Origin of the sequence: Microbispora rosea (genome assembly GCF_900156315.1) — a bacterium.
Classification (GTDB): Bacteria; Actinomycetota; Actinomycetes; order Streptosporangiales; family Streptosporangiaceae; genus Microbispora; species Microbispora rosea.
The window spans coordinates 1-18,712 of the sequence record NZ_FTNI01000018.1; the positions used below are offsets into that span (position 1 = coordinate 1).

20 protein-coding genes and 2 pseudogenes are annotated in these 18,712 nt (G+C 67.6%); 8 read left to right on the forward strand and 14 right to left on the reverse strand.

Annotated elements, in window-relative coordinates; genetic code table 11:
* Both BXA11_RS23750 and BXA11_RS45775 read right to left on the reverse strand, forming a co-directional pair.
* The coding region (locus BXA11_RS23750; RefSeq protein ID WP_280175325.1) for a GntR family transcriptional regulator at positions 1 to 567 on the reverse strand (567 nt) is incomplete at its 3' end.
* A gap of 92 nt (positions 568 to 659) precedes the next feature.
* Positions 660 to 974, reverse strand: a complete 315-nt coding sequence (locus BXA11_RS45775; protein WP_204053834.1) for a transposase family protein — start codon at positions 972 to 974, stop codon at positions 660 to 662.
* Between the two features lie 479 nt (positions 975 to 1,453).
* On the opposite strand from BXA11_RS45775, the gene bla reads away from it, so the two are divergent.
* Positions 1,454 to 2,401 carry a class A beta-lactamase gene (bla, locus tag BXA11_RS23760; protein WP_076437989.1) on the forward strand — a complete coding sequence of 316 codons (948 nt, stop codon included), beginning with the start codon at positions 1,454 to 1,456 and terminating at the stop codon, positions 2,399 to 2,401.
* A gap of 432 nt (positions 2,402 to 2,833) precedes the next feature.
* Here bla and BXA11_RS44755 read toward each other — a convergent pair.
* The 4 genes and pseudogenes from BXA11_RS44755 to BXA11_RS44765 all read right to left on the reverse strand — a co-directional run.
* A pseudogene (locus BXA11_RS44755) lies at positions 2,834 to 3,025 on the reverse strand (hypothetical protein); the annotation flags it as partial.
* A gap of 15 nt (positions 3,026 to 3,040) precedes the next feature.
* On the reverse strand, positions 3,041 to 3,205 hold the full coding sequence (locus BXA11_RS44760) for a twin-arginine translocation signal domain-containing protein (protein ID WP_239105117.1): 165 nt from the start codon (positions 3,203 to 3,205) through the stop codon (positions 3,041 to 3,043).
* Between the two features lie 72 nt (positions 3,206 to 3,277).
* Complete coding sequence (locus BXA11_RS23775; protein ID WP_076437991.1) at positions 3,278 to 3,622, reverse strand: hypothetical protein; 345 nt, start codon at positions 3,620 to 3,622, stop codon at positions 3,278 to 3,280.
* Positions 3,623 to 4,349: 727 nt separating this feature from the next.
* Positions 4,350 to 4,882: pseudogene (locus BXA11_RS44765) on the reverse strand (transposase); the annotation flags it as partial.
* A gap of 238 nt (positions 4,883 to 5,120) precedes the next feature.
* On the opposite strand from BXA11_RS44765, the gene BXA11_RS42345 reads away from it, so the two are divergent.
* Positions 5,121 to 5,450, forward strand: a complete 330-nt coding sequence (locus tag BXA11_RS42345; RefSeq protein ID WP_076437994.1) for a multicopper oxidase domain-containing protein — start codon at positions 5,121 to 5,123, stop codon at positions 5,448 to 5,450.
* A 64-nt stretch (positions 5,451 to 5,514) separates the two neighbouring features.
* On the opposite strand, the gene BXA11_RS23790 is transcribed toward BXA11_RS42345, so the two are convergent.
* Positions 5,515 to 5,970: a MarR family winged helix-turn-helix transcriptional regulator gene (locus BXA11_RS23790; protein WP_076437996.1), complete on the reverse strand. Its 456-nt coding sequence runs from the start codon at positions 5,968 to 5,970 to the stop codon at positions 5,515 to 5,517.
* A 644-nt stretch (positions 5,971 to 6,614) separates the two neighbouring features.
* Here BXA11_RS23790 and BXA11_RS23795 point away from each other — a divergent pair.
* Together BXA11_RS23795 and BXA11_RS23800 are read left to right on the forward strand one after the other, a co-directional pair.
* Positions 6,615 to 8,024 (forward strand): MFS transporter, encoded by a 1,410-nt coding sequence (locus BXA11_RS23795; protein ID WP_239105118.1) that lies wholly within the window; start codon positions 6,615 to 6,617, stop codon positions 8,022 to 8,024.
* 245 nt (positions 8,025 to 8,269) lie between these two features.
* On the forward strand, positions 8,270 to 10,168 hold the full coding sequence (locus BXA11_RS23800; RefSeq protein ID WP_275409727.1) for a heavy metal translocating P-type ATPase: 1,899 nt from the start codon (positions 8,270 to 8,272) through the stop codon (positions 10,166 to 10,168).
* Positions 10,169 to 10,318: 150 nt separating this feature from the next.
* Here BXA11_RS23800 and BXA11_RS23805 read toward each other — a convergent pair whose 3' ends face one another.
* From BXA11_RS23805 to BXA11_RS45780, 4 genes are all read right to left on the reverse strand, one after another.
* Entirely contained in the window at positions 10,319 to 10,855 is a 537-nt protein-coding gene (locus BXA11_RS23805; RefSeq protein WP_076438002.1) for a DUF4396 domain-containing protein, read from the reverse strand.
* A gap of 557 nt (positions 10,856 to 11,412) precedes the next feature.
* On the reverse strand, positions 11,413 to 12,348 hold the full coding sequence (locus tag BXA11_RS23815; RefSeq protein ID WP_083744527.1) for a M56 family metallopeptidase: 936 nt from the start codon (positions 12,346 to 12,348) through the stop codon (positions 11,413 to 11,415).
* Positions 12,349 to 12,426: 78 nt separating this feature from the next.
* Positions 12,427 to 13,047, reverse strand: a complete 621-nt coding sequence (locus tag BXA11_RS23820) for a DUF305 domain-containing protein (protein WP_076438006.1) — start codon at positions 13,045 to 13,047, stop codon at positions 12,427 to 12,429.
* A 76-nt stretch (positions 13,048 to 13,123) separates the two neighbouring features.
* On the reverse strand, positions 13,124 to 13,735 hold the full coding sequence (locus tag BXA11_RS45780) for a DUF6153 family protein (protein WP_373320624.1): 612 nt from the start codon (positions 13,733 to 13,735) through the stop codon (positions 13,124 to 13,126).
* A gap of 119 nt (positions 13,736 to 13,854) precedes the next feature.
* Between BXA11_RS45780 and BXA11_RS23825 the strand changes: the two genes are divergently transcribed.
* Positions 13,855 to 14,214, forward strand: a complete 360-nt coding sequence (locus BXA11_RS23825; protein ID WP_030512459.1) for a BlaI/MecI/CopY family transcriptional regulator — start codon at positions 13,855 to 13,857, stop codon at positions 14,212 to 14,214.
* A 40-nt stretch (positions 14,215 to 14,254) separates the two neighbouring features.
* On the opposite strand, the gene BXA11_RS23830 is transcribed toward BXA11_RS23825, so the two are convergent.
* Positions 14,255 to 14,659: a MerR family transcriptional regulator gene (locus BXA11_RS23830; RefSeq protein ID WP_204053822.1), complete on the reverse strand. Its 405-nt coding sequence runs from the start codon at positions 14,657 to 14,659 to the stop codon at positions 14,255 to 14,257.
* 55 nt (positions 14,660 to 14,714) lie between these two features.
* On the opposite strand from BXA11_RS23830, the gene BXA11_RS23835 reads away from it, so the two are divergent.
* Positions 14,715 to 15,488, forward strand: a complete 774-nt coding sequence (locus BXA11_RS23835; protein ID WP_076438226.1) for a methyltransferase domain-containing protein — start codon at positions 14,715 to 14,717, stop codon at positions 15,486 to 15,488.
* A gap of 22 nt (positions 15,489 to 15,510) precedes the next feature.
* Here BXA11_RS23835 and BXA11_RS42355 read toward each other — a convergent pair whose 3' ends face one another.
* Positions 15,511 to 15,936, reverse strand: a complete 426-nt coding sequence (locus BXA11_RS42355) for a hypothetical protein (RefSeq protein WP_143734475.1) — start codon at positions 15,934 to 15,936, stop codon at positions 15,511 to 15,513.
* Between the two features lie 620 nt (positions 15,937 to 16,556).
* Here BXA11_RS42355 and BXA11_RS23845 point away from each other — a divergent pair.
* Positions 16,557 to 17,288 (forward strand): MFS transporter, encoded by a 732-nt coding sequence (locus tag BXA11_RS23845; RefSeq protein ID WP_076438013.1) that lies wholly within the window; start codon positions 16,557 to 16,559, stop codon positions 17,286 to 17,288.
* A complete protein-coding gene (locus BXA11_RS23850) occupies positions 17,285 to 17,851 on the forward strand; it encodes an MFS transporter (protein WP_143734476.1) in 567 nt (188 codons plus the stop codon). Before BXA11_RS23845 ends, BXA11_RS23850 begins: the two co-directional genes overlap by 4 nt.
* A gap of 483 nt (positions 17,852 to 18,334) precedes the next feature.
* On the opposite strand, the gene BXA11_RS23855 is transcribed toward BXA11_RS23850, so the two are convergent.
* Positions 18,335 to 18,640: an aldolase/citrate lyase family protein gene (locus BXA11_RS23855; protein ID WP_076438018.1), complete on the reverse strand. Its 306-nt coding sequence runs from the start codon at positions 18,638 to 18,640 to the stop codon at positions 18,335 to 18,337.
* Positions 18,641 to 18,712 lie beyond the last annotated feature (72 nt).

Consider the following 18,712-nt stretch of genomic DNA (forward strand, 5'->3'; position numbering starts at 1 on the left):
CATTCCGTCCGAGCCCTTGACTTCGTCGAACAATCGGCGGAACCGCTCGCCGGACAGCAGGATGTGCCGACGCATGGCGTAGGCGGCGCCGTCGGGGTCACGCGCGGCGATCGCGGCCAGAACCTCTTCGTGCTCGGCCATGGCCAAGTGCGTGACCTGGGTGTCGTGGAGAAGCCGGAACAGGTGCACGTGCGTGTGCAGGCGACCGAGCGCTTCGCGGATGACCTGGTTCTCCGCGCTCAAGGCGACGAGATCGTGAAAAGCGGCGTCGCGTAGCCCGAAGGCGCCATAGGCCATGATCCCGTTGCCTCCCTCCAGCTCCGCCATCTCCTCCAGCATTCGTCGCAGACCGGCCACCTGCTGCAAGGATGCGCGTTCGGCGGATCTGCGCGCCGCTGCCGGCTCGAGGAGCAGGCGGAGCTCAAGCATGTCCTCGAATCGCTGACGAGTGATTTGGGGAGGAATGCGATAGCCGGCATGGGGCACACGCACGACCAGGCCCTCGGCCTCCATGCGGTTCAGAGCGTCTCGGATCGGCGTCTGCGAGACCCCCAGCTCTCGCGCCAGGCTCGATCCGCAGCGACATCAGGAGGACTTCCCAAAACCAATTTGGATGGTGTTTCAGTACAGGCCGTACACTCGGAAGACCTCCAGTTTGGTCACGGGCGTAGCAATGCGGGGAAGTCCTCCAGTGATCGCCGGAAGCCGGTTTTGAGGACTTTCCAGCATTTGAGGTGGGCGATGGCCCGCTCCACCGCGGCCCGGATGCGGTTTAGCGCGGTGTTGCAGGCTTTGCGGGCATCGGTCAGTTCCCGGCCGGGTGGCTTCTTGTACGGGGTACGGATCCCTGTGCCCTGATAGCCGCGATCGACGCTTCGTCGTCCGTCGTGACGTGAGGTCCCTTCTAGCGTCTTCGCGAACCTGTTGACATCGGTCGCAACGCTGCTGCATGCTGACGACCACTCGGATCGTATAGGAAAGGTGACGGATGCTAGCCATCCTGCACCATCGCGGAACCGCCCGCCAGCGCCCTACTTCGACCACCTAAAGCTCCCCTGAGCATGCTCGACGTCCTGCTCGGTTCGCTACCGGGCCACACAAGGACCGAAGGACTTCTCGGCTGACTGAAGACCCAGCACGTCGCGGCGTACTCGTGACGCCGGTCTGCGGGGCGGCGCCCGCGACAGCCCGGCAATTCGACCAAGGGTCACCGTCATCTTCCTCCCCTCCGAGCACTTAGGTGTCCACAAGACCGGGGCAACATCAGTGGCTAAAGACCTCGCCGACCGAAAGGCCCAGACCCGGCGGGAGGTGTGTCCGGCCCCCTCGGCGAGTTCGAAAGCGCGGTCGCCGTGGCCGGAGTCTTCCCGGTCGGTGATTCGCACGAGGCAGGTTTGACCGCCATGATGTCGTGATTGCCTAGAGTCCCGGCAAGTGAAAGGAGGTACTACCGATGCCCGTTGAGCCGCCCGGCCCGTCCCGCCGCGCTTTACTGATGGCCGCGGCGCTCTTGCCTCTGGCGGGGTGCGACGAAGATGATGGCTCAGCCTCCGGGCCATCGCCGGCGCCGGATCGCCGCTCACCCGGTTCCCCGGCACCGGAGCGCCGTGCGGTGGGCTTCCCAGACAGATCGCAGTTCGCGGCACTCGAACGCAAGCACGGCGCCCGGCTGGGCGTGTACGTCCTGGAAACCGGTACCGGCGCCAGCTTGGCCTACCGCGCCGACGAGCGTTTCGCGTTCTGCTCCACTTTCAAGGCGCTCGCCGCGGCGGCGGTCCTGCACCAAAACCCCGTCAGTCACCTGGGCAAGCGCGTCACTTACACCGGAGCCGACGTCAACTCCATCTCGCCGATCACCAAGGATCACATCGCGACCGGAATGACCATCAGGCAACTGTGTGACGCCGCCATCCGATACAGCGACGGCACGGCCGGCAACCTGCTGATGCGCGACATCGGCGGTCCGGCGCGGTTGACCGCCTACCTGCGCAGGCTCGGCGACACCGTCAGCCGCATGGACAACTACGAGCCCGAGCTGAACAGGGACCGCCCACGGGACCCGCGCGATACCACCACTCCTCGGGCGATCGCCGCCGACTACCAGAAGCTCGTGCTCGGTGAGGCGCTGAGCGCCGGCAAACGCGCCCTGCTCAAGGACTGGCTCGTACGCAACACCACCGGGGCTAAACGCGTACGGGCCGGGCTCCCCAAGGGATGGACGGTGGCCGACAAGACCGGAACCGGCGACTACGGCAGGGCCAACGACATAGCCATCGTGTGGCCGCCGCACACCGCCCCGCTGGTGATGGCCATCATGTCCGACCGGCCCGGGTACCACACACCGCCCAAGGACTCACTGATCGCCGAAGCCACAGCGCGGATCGTCTCCGACCTCACCTGACCCTCGTCTCCTGTCCAGGCCTTGCTCAGAGCGTTCCCGCTGCTCGGCCCGGACGTGCCCGGTGTGAGTCCGGCCCTGCACCAGTGTTTGACACAGTTGGGCAGTCACTTCACCCAAGCCTGGTTTCCGGAACTATTTCAGCGGCGGGCATAAGCCAACCTGCCACAGGTTGTCACACCGCATGCCGGTGCGCATGGACGAACCTGGACGGGTCGGCGATGTCTCGAGCCAACTGGTCGTGCCGAGAGATGTGAGCAGCACGGACCAGGTCGCGGCGGCCTGTCACCCTGCACGGTCGTCGCCCCGGTCATAGTCCCACGCGCAGCATCGGGTTGTTCTTTCACTTGTCGCGGTGGCGGATGTACTGCATCACCACCGGGGACTTCTCCGGCCAGCGGCCGTGCTCAGATTCCCGACATGGTCTCGCCGGCGTCAGCCGCGTAGGTCGTCGAGGGGGAAAGGGGCTTCACCAGCGGCGGGTACCACAGGTGACGCCAGCGAAGGCCGACCTAACTCGACGATCAACGGCGCGTAGAGACCGCCATCGAGCTGCGGCCCGGAATCCGGGTGGACCCAGTAGGTCCCGGGGGTGAACGCGGTGAATTCATAGGTGAACTCCGCACCGGTCCTGACGGGCGGCTACGTGACGCCGGGGACCGCGGCCCGTACCTGCTCGGCCGACGGCTCGACGAAGGCCGGGACACCGGCCGTGCTCACCGTCTTGCCACTGCAGGCGGAGAACGCGGCGCCCGCGGCGACCAGCAGGCCGCCGCGGAGGAAGGAACGCCGGTTGAACGAAGACATGCGAGACCTCAAGGGGATCGTCCGATGGACGACCCCGGAAATGCGCGGTGCCGGGCGCCCGCGTGGCACGCATCAGTTCCGAAGCACCACCACATGCGTGAGGACGACGGATAACGGCGGCAGGTCGGGAACGGAGAGTCGGCCGATCGACAGCCGGCCAGGCCTGGCCGCTTCCTCCGCTCCGATACGGGTCAGGAACAGCAGTCCCAAGGCCAGGCCCGACAGGATCACAAGACACACCGTGCTTGGATCGAACGGCGAGTGGGAGCCGGCGTCGTGCGTGGACGAGTCGCTGCCGGAGGAGCTGTGATGCGGAGTAGCAAGCCCAACGTCGGCCGTATGCGTTGTCATGGCCGCTGACATCGACATCGCGCCGGGGTCATCGTGCTCATGCCCGAGCGCGTGCATGGCGGCCACGCCTGTCAGAGGATCATTGGCAGCATCGCGCGGAGAAGCGCCGCTGCTGGTCCCCGGGCAGCCATTATGTCCTCCAGGGTCGATACCTTCTATCTGCGATAGTAGGGCTCCGTATGCCCGGCGACGGTTCCTCTCCTTCGAAAAGTAACCCGAGCCAGCTACAAGCCGCCGTAGAGGCGATACCGATCGGAACGTCAGGCAGCCTCGATTCACGGCAGCCCAACGTTGGCGTCGATACCGCTTGAACTAGCTGATCATCTCCTCGACCGGGGCCAACCGATCAACAAATCAGGACAGATGGGTTGTTCTAGTGCCAGATGTCGCAGGATACTTCTACTAAGGGTGATAGTAGATTCAATTGATTACTAAATAGCCAGAATGTCCGTTTGTGGGCTTTTGGAGAGGTAATCAATGAGTCGTCTGGAGTGGTCACTTCAAGTCTACGAGTGGCATTTCCATACGCATCTAATTCTCAGTAATCCATCAGGGAGACGATGAGATGCTTGTACTCCGTAACATCATCGCCGGCGTCGCGGCCAGCACCGCTCTGGCCGGCAGCGCTGTCTGCCTGGGCGCTCTCACCTACGCCAGTCCCGCCAGTGCCATGACCGTACACAGCGCCGGAAGCTGTCAGTCCGGTAGCTGTCAATGTGCCGATTGCAGTTGCGATGGTTGCGGGTGCGACGACTGACTCGGCGCCACTAGGGCCTGTACGGAGTTCGGATCTTCAGGCGGGCTGAAGGCTACGGATCCACAAGATGGCACCTCGTAAGTAGAGGCCGGCGAGATAGCTCTCGGGGGTCTTGTCGAAGCGGAAGGCCAGGCCCCGCCACTCCTTGATCCGATTGATGCAGCGCTTGGCTGTGTTGCGTTCCTTGCACAGGTCCCGGTCGTGGCTGACCGGGCGGCCACCGCAGTGACCCTCGTTTCTTGCGGTTGGCCGCCTGGTCGGCCTTCTCGGGAATCACCGCCCGGATGCGGCGCCGGCGCAGGTGGCACCGGTTGGCGCGGGAGGAGTACGCCTTATCGGCGACCACCGCGTCAGGGCGGGTACGCGGGCGGCCGATGCGCACCCGGACCTTGATGCCGGCCAGGACGGCCCGAACCGCGGGCTGTCGGAGGCCTGACCCGGCGTCACGACGAACGACAGCGGGCGGCGGACAGGCGAACCTTGCTGGTCAGGCCGTCGCGCGAGCGGCCGAGCGCGGCCGCTTTCAGCCGTGCACGACGCCGCAGTCTCAGGCGCCGGCGTTTGGCTTGAGTCGCGTTTGCGTCCTGGATCCCCACGAGCTGCTGTCGTACGACGAGGAGTGGGTGGTCGTCCTCGACGACTGGCTGGACGGGGTCACCGCCCGCGCGCTGGTCCGAACCTCCATCACGGGCCGGACTCCTGACATCGACATGCGGCCGCGAAAGCTGAATCGCAAGATCATCCGCTATGACGAGCTCCGTCCCGCGCAGAGTGTGAGGCTGCCGTCGAAGGCCGTCGACCATCCGATTGGAGCTGACCGGCAGCATGATGGCCTACGACTGGGCCATCAACGGCCGGCCGTACGACCCGAAGACCATCCTCCCCGTCCACGCAGGGGAACGGGTCCGGTTGCGGTTCGTCAACCGGCCCTTGATGTGGCATCCCATGCGCCTGCATGGCCAGACCTTCGCCCTGACCGCCGGCGGGATCCGCGAGGACACCGCCATCGTGCTGCCGAACAGCAATGTCGAGGCGGACTTCGACGCCGGCAATCTCGGCTTGTGGATGATCCACTGCCACGACGTCTATCACGCCGAAGTCGGCATGATGACCACCCTCGGCTACGTCCAGTCCTGATCACCTGGGGTGGCGCCTGTCCGCCCCTGCCCAGCATCGTGACCGTCGACGGCCGGCGATCTCCTCAGGTGGCCGCTGCGGCGGTGGTCTCACGCAGAGCACGGGTGAGAGCGGGCAGCGCCACGGCCAGAGCGGAGCGCTCGGCGCCCGTAAGCCTCGTGAGAACCTGGCCGTGACGCTCGTGCAGGTGCGTTGACATTCGTGCCACGACTACACGACCGGCCTCACTCAGCATGAGGCGGTAGTAGCGACGGTTGGCCTGATCGCGTTCCCGGACGAGCCAGCCCTTGCGCTCCAGCCCCGCGACAAGGCGGCTGACGCTGCTCTTCTCCAGGCGTAGACGGTCGGCGATGTGCTGCTGCGGCACCGGGCCGGTGTGCCAGATCTCGAGGAGGGCCAGTCCTTCGGAGAGAGTCATCGCCAGATCCGGCACCAGTGCGTCGCCCCGCTGAAGGCCTATCTCGATGACCAGCTCCATCAGGAGCGCTTCAAGGCCGTCGGGTGTCGGTTCCTGCTGCACAGATCCTCCATAGTTGCAACATACAACTCTGCTCGCTACCCTCTCTTAAGAGTTGCATCGTACAACTTTCACGCGGGGGGCGGGATCGTGGCAGTTACGCAGACACCGCAGGGCAAGCGGGATCGCGAAGTGGTCCGCTCACTGAGCCGGCTCGCGGCTGTGACCGGGTGGACCGGAGGCCTACCGTTCCTGCTCGGGGTGATCCCGCACCCGGCCCGAGACGCGCCGGGATCCGTGCGTCCGGCCAGGTGCACGGGCTCACACGCAGTTTTCAGGTCCTGAGCCTGATGCTGATCGCTGCATGCCTGGTCGCCGCCTCTTTCCCAATCGCGTGAAAGGCCGGACGTAGTGCGCTCGCCGGAGTGGTCACACGCTCGTCGGGCAACTGCTCCGGGTCGCGCTGCTCGCGATTGACGGCTCGCGCAACCCCGCCGACGGCCAGGTTCGCGCCGGACGTCACGCGCACGCCGGCCGACCTCGAGCCGGGAGCCATGGTTGCCCTGCCCGCCCTCGTGATCGAGCCCCGTTGACCCGTACATAACTGCTCGAATCATCCGCTGCGTTTGGGTTCGTCGCGCAGCCTTCACATCCCCTTCCGGAGGTCTCTCATGAGCCATCCCGTCTCTGCTCACCATCCGCATGCCGTGCAGGCACATCCCGAGACCCCACCTGACCGGCGCCGCTGGACGGCCCTCGCGTTGGTGTGCCTGGCCCAGTTCATGCTGATCCTCGACGTCACCGTCGTGAACGTCGCGCTGCCCAGCATGAGCGCCGACCTTCACTTGGACCGCGAAACGCTCACGTGGGTGGTCACCGCCTACACCCTCTGCTTGGGAGGGCTGATGCTGCTGGGCGGCCGGCTCGCGGACGGGCTCGGCGCGCGACGGACCCTGCTGGCCGGTCTCGCCGTCTTCACCCTCGCGTCGCTTGGAACGGGCCTGGCCCCGAGCGGATCCGTGCTCATCGCCGGTCGTGTGGCGCAGGGAGTCGGAGCGGCCCTGCTCTCCCCGGCGGCGTTGTCCATCGTCACCACCACCTTCCACGGCGCTGAGCGCGACAAAGCGCTGGGCGTCTGGGCCGCTCTGGGCGGTATCGGATCGGCGGCGGGAGTCATCCTGGGCGGCGCGATCACGGCCGGCCCCGGCTGGGAATGGGTGTTCTTCATCAACGTCCCTGTCGGCGTCGTGGTGCTGGTCGCCCTGCCGTTCACCGTCCCGGCCCCGGCTCGCCAGGCTCAGCGGGGTCGGATCGATCTGCTCGGGGCGCTGCTGGTCACCGGGGCGACCGCCTCCCTCATCTACGGACTGGTCAAAGCGGGCGACGCCGGCTGGGGCGGGACGGCGACGCTCGTGGCACTGATCGCCGCCCTGGCGCTGTACGCCGGGTTCGGCATCGTGGAAGGGCGGGTTCGTGCGCCGCTTATGGACGTTCGCATGCTCTCCCGGCGTCCCGTCCTCGCGGGTGCCTTCCTCATGCTGGTCGCCAGCGCGCTGCTGATCGGCTTCTTCTTCCTCGGTTCCGTCTACCTTCAGCACGCCCGCGGTTACACCCCCCTCGGCACCGGCCTCATGTTCCTGCCCGTCGCGATGGCCACCGGAATCGGTGCGCACATCGGCAGTCGTCTCATCGGGCGCATAGGCAGCCGTCCGATCGCCGCCGCGGGGTTGGCACTAGCCGCCGTCGGCTCCTGGCTGCTCACCGGCCTGTCCGCGGGGGCCGACGTCTGGGCGGTCCTGGTCCCCGGTCTCGCCGTGGCTGCCGTCGGCCTCGGCGCCGTGTTCGTCGCAGCCACCACCTCCGCACTCGGCTACATCTCCCATCAGGAGGCCGGCCTTGCATCCGGCGTGGTCAACACCTTCCACGAGGTCGGCGGGTCGGTCGGCGTCGCCGTCGTCTCCACCGTCGCGGCCGGCGGTATCGAGACCGGCGCGATTACCGGCTTCAGCACCGCCTTCATGGTGTGCGCCGTCAGTGCCGCTCTGGCGGCCCTCGTCGCTCTGATTCTGCTGCCAGGTGGCAGACCACATCACGTCGCGGGGCCGCACGCGCACTGAGGACCGAGGTTTCAAGCATTGTCACGGCACGCGAAAGCCGTACGGTGGACAGCCGGGGGAGGAGGACGGCTCGCCGCGCCGGCGTCTCGCCCGAGGCGCCGGCCCGCCGGCGAGAGGCCCGGGATCCCGCCGCGCACCGCCAAGGCTGATTGCGGGGGCGGTCCGGCTGTGTGTCAGGAGGCGGCGCGTGCGGGCCCGGCCGCCCGTGGGCGTGGTGGCAGTCCGGGGCCGGATCGCTGCCCGGGGTGCGCTGGGCCATCGCGGCGACCGGTCTGTTCGCCGCCGGCGGCGTCTGCCGGCTGGCCGGGGCACCCTCCTGGCTGTGGTGGGGGCTGTATCTGAGCTGCTATGCCGCCGGCGGGTGGGAGCCGGGGCTGGACGGGCTGCGTGCGCTGCGTGAGCGGACGCTGGATGTCGACCTGCTCATGGTCGCCGCGGTGATCGGCGCCGCCGCGATCGGGCAGGTCTTCGACGGCGCGCTGCTGATCGTCATCTTCGCCACCTCAGGGGCGCTGGAGGCGGTGGCGACCAAGCGCACCGCCGACTCGGTGCGCACCCTGCTGGACCTGGCGCCCGAAAAGGCGACCCGGCTGGACCCGGCGGGGCGGGAAGAGGTCGTCGAGACCGCCGATCTGGCCGTCGGCGACGTCATCGTGGTACGGCCCGGGGAGCGCATCGGCGCCGACGGCCAGGTGGTCGACGGGGCCAGCGACGTCGACCAGGCGTCAATCACCGGTGAGAGCCTTCCGGTGGACAAACAGGCCGGCGACGAGGTGTTCGCCGGCACCGTCAACGGCGCCGGCGTGCTGCGGGTGCGAGTGGGCAGCCCGGCCGGTGAGACGGTGATCGCCCGGATCGTGGCCATGATCGAGCAGGCCAGCGCTACCAAGGCACGCGCCCAGCTGTTCATCGAGAAGGTCGAGCAGCGCTACTCGGTGGTCATGGTCGCCGCCACCCTCGCCCTGTTCGTGATCCCCCTCGCGCTGGGGCAGGACCTGCGGGGCAGCCTGCTCCGCGCGATGACCTTCATGATCGTCGCCTCGCCGTGCGCGGTGGTGCTGGCCACCATGCCGCCGCTGCTGGCCGCCATCGCCACCGCCGGCCGGCACGGGGTGCTGGTCAAGTCCGCCGTGGTCATGGAACAACTCGCCGACGTCACCCAGGTGGCCTTCGACAAGACCGGCACCCTCACCGAGGGCCGCCCCGACCTGACCCACATCCGCGCCCTGCCCGGCACGAGCCTCAGCGAGCGTGAGCTGCTCACGCTCGCCACCGCGGCCGAGGACGGCTCGGAACACCCACTCGGCCGGGCCGTCACCGCCGCCGCCCACGGCAAGGGCCTGCGACTGCCCCTGGCCGCAGGGTTCACAGCGGTGCCCGGACGTGGCGTGCGGGCCCACGTCGCCGGTCACCTGGTCGAGATCGGCAGCCCTACCCACCTGCTACCCGAAACGGCGCCGGGTGCCGGTGCGTCCCGTGCCCTGGTGACCGAGCTCGAAGACGGCGGGCATACCGCCGTGGTGATGCTGCTGGACGGCCGCCCGGCCGCGGTGCTGGCCCTGGCCGACCGCGTCCGGCCCGGCGCACCAGACGCCGTGGCCCGCCTTCGCGCCCTCATCCCGGCGCCGCCGGTGCTGCTGACCGGGGACAACCCCCGCGCCGCCGCCCGGCTGGCCGCACAGACCGGCATCACCGACGTCCGCGCCGGTCTGGTGCCCGAGCACAAGGTCGACGCCGTACGCGAACTCCATCAGCAGGGGGCACGAGTGGCTCTGATCGGCGACGGTGTCAACGACGCCCCCGCCCTGGCCACCGCACACACCGGCATCGCGATGGGCGACACCGGCGCCGACCTGACCCTGGAGGCCGCCGACGCGGTCATCACCCGCGACGAGCTCGCCGCCGTCCCCACCGTGATCGCCCTGGCCCGCCGCGCCCGCCGCCTGGTCATCGCCAACCTCGCCATCGCCGCCGCGTTCATCGCCGTACTGGTGGCCTGGGACCTGCTCGGCGACCTGCCGCTGCCGCTCGGCGTAGCCGGGCACGAAGGCTCCACCGTCATCGTCGGCCTCAACGGCCTGCGCCTGTTACGAGGCGTCGCCTGGCAACGCGCCGCCGGCGATCCCACCGAGCGTCGGCCCTGATTTTCTTGACGGCGATCTTCGCGCGACCTCGGCGCGTATCTGTCCCCGGGGCAGCAGGTGATGGCGCCGAGACAGCGTCCGTTTCGAGTGGCGGATTCCGCGGCGGGCCCATCACCGCGGCCTGACCGAACACGCCGGCGAGACCGCAGCTCAGTGGTGGTAGGCGTGGACAACGGCGTGTCCCTTGCCCTTGCCGATGATCCACTTGTTGATCGGCGTGGTGACCAAGAAGGCGACGAACAGGGAAAGCGCCAGGGTGCCCCAGAACAGCGCGGACGTCAAAGTAGCGGCCATGGCGCCCGGGATGGCGATCATGACGCCGTTGTCCACGATCTCCATGATGATGATGGAAACGGTATCGGCTGCCAGCGCCAACTTGATCGCGCCGGCCCAGCCCACTCCAGCCTTTCGGAGGGGGAGCAGGGTCAGCAGATAGCCGAAGAAGAAGGCGAGCACGACGGCCAAGGCGACGGACAGGCCAGTGGTCCAGCCGAGCGCGGTGGAAATCACCAAGCCCAGCACTTCGCCGATGGCGCACCCGGTCAGGCAGTGCAGCGTCGCGGACGCGGCTGTCCGCCAGGATGCTTTCGTTCCGAAGCCGTGATGCGAATGGGCTGCATGGTCCAGGGCTGGCGGGTGCTCACTGTGCTCATGCTCCATCTGGTCGTGGCGGTGCTGCTCGGTCATGACGACTCCGACATATGTAGGTGGGCCTCGTTACTCGTCAGAGAGTAATACCCCCAGGGGGTATCGGCAAGCATGGCGGTCCAGGTGCGACCGGCGTCGGTGGTGCGGATCGGTCCGAGGTGTGCGGGCGCCCCCGCTGCAGCGTCGGCAAGGGAAGGATGGCGGCCGGTCGGGAAAGTGCTGGGTGCCACAACTATGAAGCTCCACTACTAGGAACCCTAGTAGTTCTTGCATCTACTGAAACGCGATGCTGACACGGTCCGATCCGCTGGACGTGCCCACAACTCCGCGTATCGGTCGCGGGACGGTACACAAGATGCGGCAGAACCTGGCCTGAATGATCGGCTACAACACCTTGGCGCTGCCCATCGCTGCGGGAGTGTTCGAACCCGCCCTCGGCCTGGTGCTGCGCCCTGAGATCGCGGCGCTGTCGATGTCAGGCTCCAGCTTCATCGTGGCCATGAACGCCCTTGCGCTCAAGGGACTCAGGCTGCGCCCGTGCAAGATCGCAGTCGCTGACGCGATTGGGAAGGTCATTGCATGTCTGCCGAAGACACTCAGCAAGGAAGCGGCAGCATCATCACGCCCAGCGTCACCAGTACGGCGGGGACGCCGACCGCGGCGGAGACGGCGAACCAAGACAGAGATCTGACGTGAGGCAGTCGTGGAGGCGTCTGTGGAGAGGTCAGCCGGGCGATTCTCAGCCTGGCGATGTACGCGGTGGCGGGGTTGACGGCCAGGGCACCCACTGAGCACGACGCGACTGAGAGCTTCTGTAGCGCACCGATGAGTGGAGCCCTTCCGTGGTGGTGCGCCGCGTGATCGTCGGCGGCCAGTTCCAGCAGGCCGGGCAGGGTGGCGTACGCGAGCCGTAGCGTGCCGAGCCAGGGAACCGCGGCTCGCAGTGCGTCGGCCAGCATCAGGACCAGGTGGTGCCGCTGCCGCAGGTGCGCCCGCTCGTGGGCCAGCACCGCCTCCATCTCGGCCGGGCCGAGCCGGTCGAGCGCGCCTGTGGTCACGACGATGGGCCGTTCTCGCGCCGGCAGGCAGTAGATCATCGGCATGGGGTGCTCGAGCACGCGGACGTCCGGTGTCCCGGATAGATCCCCCGCGACCACGTCGAGCATCTGCCGGTGCTGGCGGCGTTCCCGAACGGTCCGGACCACCCTGGGCACGGCCAGGCCAAGGGACGTGACCACTGCCGCGAGAAGCAGGACCGTCGCGAATGCCGCCACCGGGGATATGGCATGGCCGTCCTTTGGCAGGCAGTCGGCGAGCCAGTCGATGAGCCGGTGACCGGGAGTGGAGGGCCAGACGAGTGCGATAGCGGTCAGCCCGGTCAAGGCCAGCATGGTGCCGGCGAGGGCGGCGGTCCACAGTGCTACGGCGGTGCCGGGCAACCCTGCGAACCATCGCGCGCGCAGCAGCATGGGGCCCGCGAGGTGCCCGAGCAGGAACACGCATCCGGCCAAGGCGATGATTGCGGCGATCATTCCCAGTTCTCACCTTCTCGCGCCTGGGATTCGAGGAACGGGTGGGCGACGGCCACCGCCGCCCACCCGCCGGGAGTCCTACTTCAGGAGCTTCTTCATGGTGCTGATCTCCGCGGACTGGCTGGTCATGATGGAGCCGGCCATCTGCTTGGCCGGTTCGTAGACGCCGGCTTCCCGCTCCTCCTTGGCCATGGTGATGGCGCCCTCATGGTGCTGGATCATCATCGTCAGGAACGCCTTGTCGAACGCGGCGCCCTTGAGGCCTTCGAGCCTCTTCATGTCCTCGCCGGACATCATGCCGGGCATTCCGTGGTCCATATGGTCCATCGGCATGGCGTCCTCGCCGGGGGCCTGAACCCCCCAGCTTTCGAGCCAGCCGGTCATCGTTTGGATCTCGGGACCCTGGGCGGCCTCGATCTGCTTGGCCAGCTCCTTGACCTTGCTGCTGCCAGCGCGGTCCTCGGCCAGCTTCGCCATCTCAAGGGCCTGACGGTGGTGCGGGATCATCATCTGCGCGAACCAGATGTCCCGGTCGTTGTGGTCCGCGGCCGGGCTGGTGGCAGGAGCCGGTGATTCGGCAGGCATCGCGGACATCGACGACGTGGCGGACACGTCGCCGGTGGCGGTGTCCGTGGAGCCGCAGGCACTGACCAGCAGACCGGCCGACAGCAGGGCGGCGGGAATGGCAAGACGCGTCATGGATGAACACTCTCCGTGTGTAGATGCAGGCAGGTCGCGGGAGCTCGACGGCGAGGCAGACCGTCGAGTGCGCCTTCTACACCCGGATCACACAGAGTTGCGCGAGAGTCGGCCCTCTGGGACGGGCGGTCGGCCCGCGGGGGAGGAACGACCGCAAGAACAGCCGAATCGGCGGGGCACCGAAGCCTCCGGCACCCACTATGACGAGGAGAAGTAGTAGGACCCACCCGGCCAGGAGGAAGGCGAGACAGACCTGGCCGCCACCGTGACCCTGGTGGGGAGAGCTGGGTTCGCCGCTGTGCCGGTCGTGGGATCCGGCCGTCGGCATCGCCGAATGATCGCTCTGAGCGGAGTGCAGGGCCAGGACGCTAGGAGTTGGAAGAGGTCCTGGTGAGGGCTGCAGCCCGTGCATGGCGAGCAGGCCGCACAGGACGGCGGCAAGCAGGAGCAGTCCGCTCAAGGAAGCGAGCCTGCGCGCCACAGCGTCCCTAGTCACAGTGGACACATTACCCATCGATCCAGGCGCTTCCCGCGTCACCCGGCAATGCCTTCCTATGCACTCACTACTATCCGCACTAGTGAACGTGATACTCGGCCACCAGGCGGCAGGTCGACGGTTGTGGAGCTGAACAGGGATACTGTGATCGTCAGCGCCGGGAGGAGACACCACTGATCCCCGTCGCGGCATCCGGGGGCAGTTGTCGGTCGACTGTCACTGCCTACGACAGGAGTCCGGAATCGGTGACCGCTTTGTCGCACCAGGCCTGATCTACTAGCCTACTTAGGAAGGATGAAAGCGGAGGAGACGTGCGCGAGTTCGGCAAGCTCGAGGCGGCGGTGATGGACTGCGTCTGGGCTCTCGGCCGGCCCGTGTCCGTACGCGAGGTGCTGACCGAGCTCCAGAAGAGCCGCGACATCGCCTACACCACGGTGATGACGGTGATGGACACCCTGCATGGCAAGGGCTGGCTGCGCCGTCGGTTGGAGGGCCGCGCCTACAGTTACGAGGCTGTGGCCTCGCGCGAGGCGTACACGGCTCGTTTGATGCGCGGAGCGCTGGCCACGAGCAACAACCAGGCGGCGGCGTTCGTCCACTTCCTCGCCGAGCTCACCCCCAAAGAGGTGGAGGCGCTTCGGCAGGCGTTGAAAATCGTGCCCCCGAGCTGACCTCCGCCCACCCGCCAGGCTCCGGTTCGATTCAGCGTACTCAGACAGGGACATGCGGTCGCGCTTCCCGCCCGATCCTTTCGGTGACCATGGCTTGGAAGTGCGCACATGAGGTGAAGTCCTCATGGTCGCAGTCCAGCGCACATCGGATGAGCTCCAGCGAGGCTTCCGCCTGGGCGATGCGCCGTCTCAAATCGTTCTCGAGACGCCGCAGAATGACGCGCCGTTCCGCCGGCTCCCTGGCCGCGGTCATCTCCCGGATGTCGTCGAGCCCGAACCCGGCTTCCTTCGCCCGCAGGATGACCGCGATCCGGTAGAGGTCATCGGGACCGTACCTGCGGCGGTCGCCTCCGATCCGCGCCGGCTCCAGCAGGCCGACGGCCTCCCAGTGGCGCAGGACGTGCGTGGCCAGGCCGAAGTGTTCCGCCACCTCTCCGATCCTCATCGCCGGAGGGTTCGAGTTTGACTTCATGTCGACATTAAGTCGCATGGTGGGGCACATGTCCAACGACGAGATGCCCCGTGTGCCAGCCGAAGATCTCAATCCGCTCATCCGGCTGCTCGACGCGGCCGACGCATCCCCCGGCGCGGCAGCCCTCCGTGCCCGAACCTACGAACTGCTGCACATCGCCCCCGGAATCCCAGCGGTCGACGTCGGTTGTGGTACCGGCCGCGCCGTGGCGGAGATGAGCGAGCGGGGGACCGAAGCCATCGGCATCGACGCCAGCGTGCAGATGATCGATGAGGGCCGTCGACGCCGGCCGGATCTGGACTTGAGGGTGGGCGACGCCTACGAGCTGTCCCTTCCGGACGGCTCTGTAGCGGCTTACCGAGCCGACAAGGTGTACCACGAGCTCGACGACCCGGCGAAAGCGCTCGGTGAAGCGTTCCGCGTGCTCACACCCGGCGGGCGAATCGCCCTGATCGGTCAGGACTGGGAGAGCTTCATCATCGACTCGGACACTCCCACGATCACCCGCACCATTGTCCAGGCGCGCGCGGACACGGTTCCGAATCCTCGCGCCGCTCGCCGCTACCGCAATCTCCTGCTCGACGCCGGCTTCGAGGACGTGTCGGTAGAGGTCCGCACCGGCATCTTCACCGACGCCACCATGTTGCCGATGCTCTCGGGCATCGCCGAGGGAGCCTTCGCGGCCGGCGCCCTCGATCGGGAGCAAGCCGACAGGTGGATCGCTGAGCAGGCCGCGCGGGCCAAGGCGGGGCGGCTCTTCCTTGCGATACCGCTGTTCCTCGCCTCGGCACGCCGACCCTGACGAGAACGCCTACCGGTGGCGGTCAAGAGACCAGGCGTACGCCGCCCACGAAGGGGCGCGTCCTGATGCTGACGATCTTCACCACGTCTCCCGTCTGCGGGGCGTGAACCATCATGCCGCCGACGACGTACATGCCGCTGTGGTGAAGGTCGGAATAGAAGGTGGCCCGCTTGAGGATGTCGACGTCCTCGTTCTTCGGCACGCCCATCATGCACCGTAGAGGACCATTTAGTCCAGTCAGGTGATCGACGAGTGTGCAGCGATACACGCCCGGACCGGAGCCGTACGCCTCGCCGCGCGGGCCGATGAGCCGAGTGATTCCGACCTCGCAGGCCTGTCTGCGGTACTTGTCGTGGTCGTGGCCGCGGTGGGCGTAGAGCGTGTCTTGTCGCCGGCGGGGCTGGCCGCGACGGCCCGGCGCTGGTGGGATCGCGTGGATGAGCAGCATCGACTGAGTCGGGACCAAGCGCACCGCTTGCCGAAGCCGCGATATCCTACCTTGGACGAAATCGTCCTGTTGGCTCCTGGTCGAGGGATCGGCCGAACTCATGGGGCCAACCACCCGCCGCAACTCGAGGATGGAGCACGCAGGAGCCGTCAGCCGCGGAACCGACTGCGCCGATGCCGGAGTAAGACGGTGCGGATGGATCTGACACCAACCAGGCGGAACAATCGTTCGGCAGCTGCGCACGGACGGATCGTTCTGACCGGTCATACGGACAACTTCTTATGGGGGATTTCCGACATCGATGACACCGTCCGCCGCCTCTCCGCTTAGGCGGAGGCAGGAGCTGATGTCCTCTACGCTCCGAACCTGCCCGACGGGGCCTCCATCAGCGCAGTCATCAGGGCTGGCGCCCTGCAAAGGGAGACCTGACGGCACTCGCGTCGAATTTCAACTTCGGCCACATCATCGACCTCATCAAGGGCTGACACGGCCGCGCACCGGCTCATGGAGCTAGATCGCGACGTGAGCTGTTTCGAATCCCCGTGTGACTCGTGCAGATAACCCTGGGGCGCTTACAGAGCAGAGCCCCGTCAGGAGCATGCCGTGAGCGAGGAGTACACATGATCGAAAATGCGGAGGCGACGCCGACACACCACGCACCGCAGGTACGCGTGGTCACGGCATCGTCGTGCGCCGCGGCCGTCCCGACCCAGCCCGCAGCCGTCCGCGCTCCCGCCACTGCTGCGGAGCCCGGGAGCAGGCGGGGCTGGGCGTCCGTCGGTGCGGTCGCGCTCGGCGCGTTCGTCGTCGTCATGACGGAGACGCTGCCTGTGGGGCTGCTACCGCAGATCGCCGACGGACTGCATGTCTCGCTCGGCCTCGCAGGGCTGATGGTGCTCGTGCCGGGCTTCAGCGCCGCGGTGTCGGCGCCGCTGTTCTTCCTCGGCTCCGGCCGCTTCAACCGGCGCTCGGCCATTCTCGTCCTGGGGCTAACGGTGCTGGTGTCGAACGCGGTCGTCGCGATGGCGCCGACCTTCGTCCTGGTGCTGATCGCCCGTATGCTCTTCGGCGCCACCCTCGGAGCCTTCTGGACCGTGGTCTCACCGGTCGGACCCAAGCTGGTGGGCCCGGCCGGCGGCACTCGTGCCATCACCATCATCGCGGCGGGTATTTCGGGTGGGACGGTGGTGGGGCTGCCGGCGGGACAGTTCCTCGGCGACCTCGTCGGCTGGCGTCTCACTTTCGCCACTGCGGCGGCGGCGACACTGATTGTCGTGGTTGTGCAGACGGTCCTGTTGCCGGGTATTCCACCGGACGGACGTACGCACCTGCGTGACCTCGTGGAGTCGTGACGCGGCGGGCCGCCCGGTTTGGGATGGCGGCGGGCGCGGTGGTGTTCATCGGACAGTTCACCGCGTGGACGTACATCACCCCGTTCCTGATGGACCACACGCATCTGTCCAGCGGCGTGGTCTCCCTGCTGTACGTCGTCTACGGCTGCGGTGGCATCGTCGGCTCGCTCGTCGCCGGATCGCTGTTCAAGCGCGGAGTGATCGGCAGCTTCGCCGGGTCGGCGACGGTGGTGGCCGCATTGCTCATCGGGCTGGCGAACGCGGGCACCATACCCTGGCTGGCTGGCCTGTTGCTCGCGCTGTGGGGCCTGGTCTGGGGAGTCGTGAACCCGGGAACGCTGGTCTGGCTACTCGACGCGGCCCCGGAAACTCCGGAGGCCGCGTCGGCGGTGAATGTGACGAACCTTCAAGTAGCCCTGGCGGCAGGGTCTGGCCTCGGCGCGATCCTTGTCTCGTCCACAACCCTGCAGGCGGTGTTCCTCACGGCAGGCTTCACCGTCCTTGCCGCCGCCGTGCTCGCCACGGTGGCGGCGCGGTTCATAACACTCGCCCGGAGGGAATGAGGAGACCGGAGCGAGCCAGGGGGTGGCCGGGCGCTCAGAGCCCCGGACGCACTCGGCGCTCTTAGGAGCCACAGTGATCGGCTCGCTGAGACCTCACCTGGGGCAATCGGGAAGGTAGCCCCGACGGGTCATTCGGCCCTTGGCCGACTTGGCGCCTCGTCGGCTCGGCATTCTTGAGTCCGGTGAGCAATCGCGTTCCACTCGTGGCAGATCGGCGGGTACACGCCTCGCCCGAACTCTGCCTCGCACTCGGCTACCCAGCCGCATGCTCAGCCGCCCACCTTGGGCGAGGACGCGTTGCGGCTCAAGACCAAGGAGGTCTGTGAGCGGAGATGAACCCGCCTGCGGCCGGCCAGGCGGGCTTCGAACGCGTCAGCGCCTCCTTCTGGAGTTGGCGGTCGATCAATCTGGTTGGTGCCGTGCTCGTGAGCGACCTGGGATGACTCCTGGAACTGCCTCTGACCGGGTCATGCGCCTCGGTGGTCAGTAGGAAGCGCGTGCGACGAGGGCGACGTCGGCGCCGACGAGCAGGAAGCTGGCCCCGGCCTCCGCGTAGGCGTGTGCCGCCTGTGGGTCGAAGGCGTTGACGCCGACGGGCTTGCCGGTGGCGGCGACGCCGTCGAAGGCGCGGTGGACGGCGGCGATGACGTCGGGGTGCGTCTGCTGCCCCAGGACGCCCATGGAGGCGGCGAGGTCGCTCGGGCCGACGAAGACGCCGTCGATGCCGGGGGTCGCCGCGATCGCCTCCGCGGCTGCGGCGCCCTCGGCCGTCTCGATCTGCCCCAACACGGAGCGACGGCTCGGGGTCGAGGACCTGCTTGATCGTCACGGGGTCGGCGGCGGGGATGCGAACCACGGACG

Coding starts and splice junctions, on each gene's coding strand:
- BXA11_RS44760 (WP_239105117.1), bottom strand. CDS start 3,205: ATGTCTTCGTTCAACCGGCGTTCCTTCCTCCGCGGCGGCCTGCTGGTC.
- BXA11_RS45780 (WP_373320624.1), bottom strand. CDS start 13,735: ATGCCGCGACGGGGATCAGTGGTGTCTCCTCCCGGCGCTGACGATCAC.
- bla (WP_076437989.1), top strand. CDS start 1,454: ATGCCCGTTGAGCCGCCCGGCCCGTCCCGCCGCGCTTTACTGATGGCC.
- BXA11_RS23820 (WP_076438006.1), bottom strand. CDS start 13,047: ATGACGCGTCTTGCCATTCCCGCCGCCCTGCTGTCGGCCGGTCTGCTG.
- BXA11_RS23835 (WP_076438226.1), top strand. CDS start 14,715: ATGTCCAACGACGAGATGCCCCGTGTGCCAGCCGAAGATCTCAATCCG.
- BXA11_RS42355 (WP_143734475.1), bottom strand. CDS start 15,936: ATGCTGCTCATCCACGCGATCCCACCAGCGCCGGGCCGTCGCGGCCAG.
- BXA11_RS23805 (WP_076438002.1), bottom strand. CDS start 10,855: ATGACCGAGCAGCACCGCCACGACCAGATGGAGCATGAGCACAGTGAG.
- BXA11_RS23845 (WP_076438013.1), top strand. CDS start 16,557: ATGATCGAAAATGCGGAGGCGACGCCGACACACCACGCACCGCAGGTA.
- BXA11_RS23830 (WP_204053822.1), bottom strand. CDS start 14,659: ATGAGGATCGGAGAGGTGGCGGAACACTTCGGCCTGGCCACGCACGTC.
- BXA11_RS23815 (WP_083744527.1), bottom strand. CDS start 12,348: ATGATCGCCGCAATCATCGCCTTGGCCGGATGCGTGTTCCTGCTCGGG.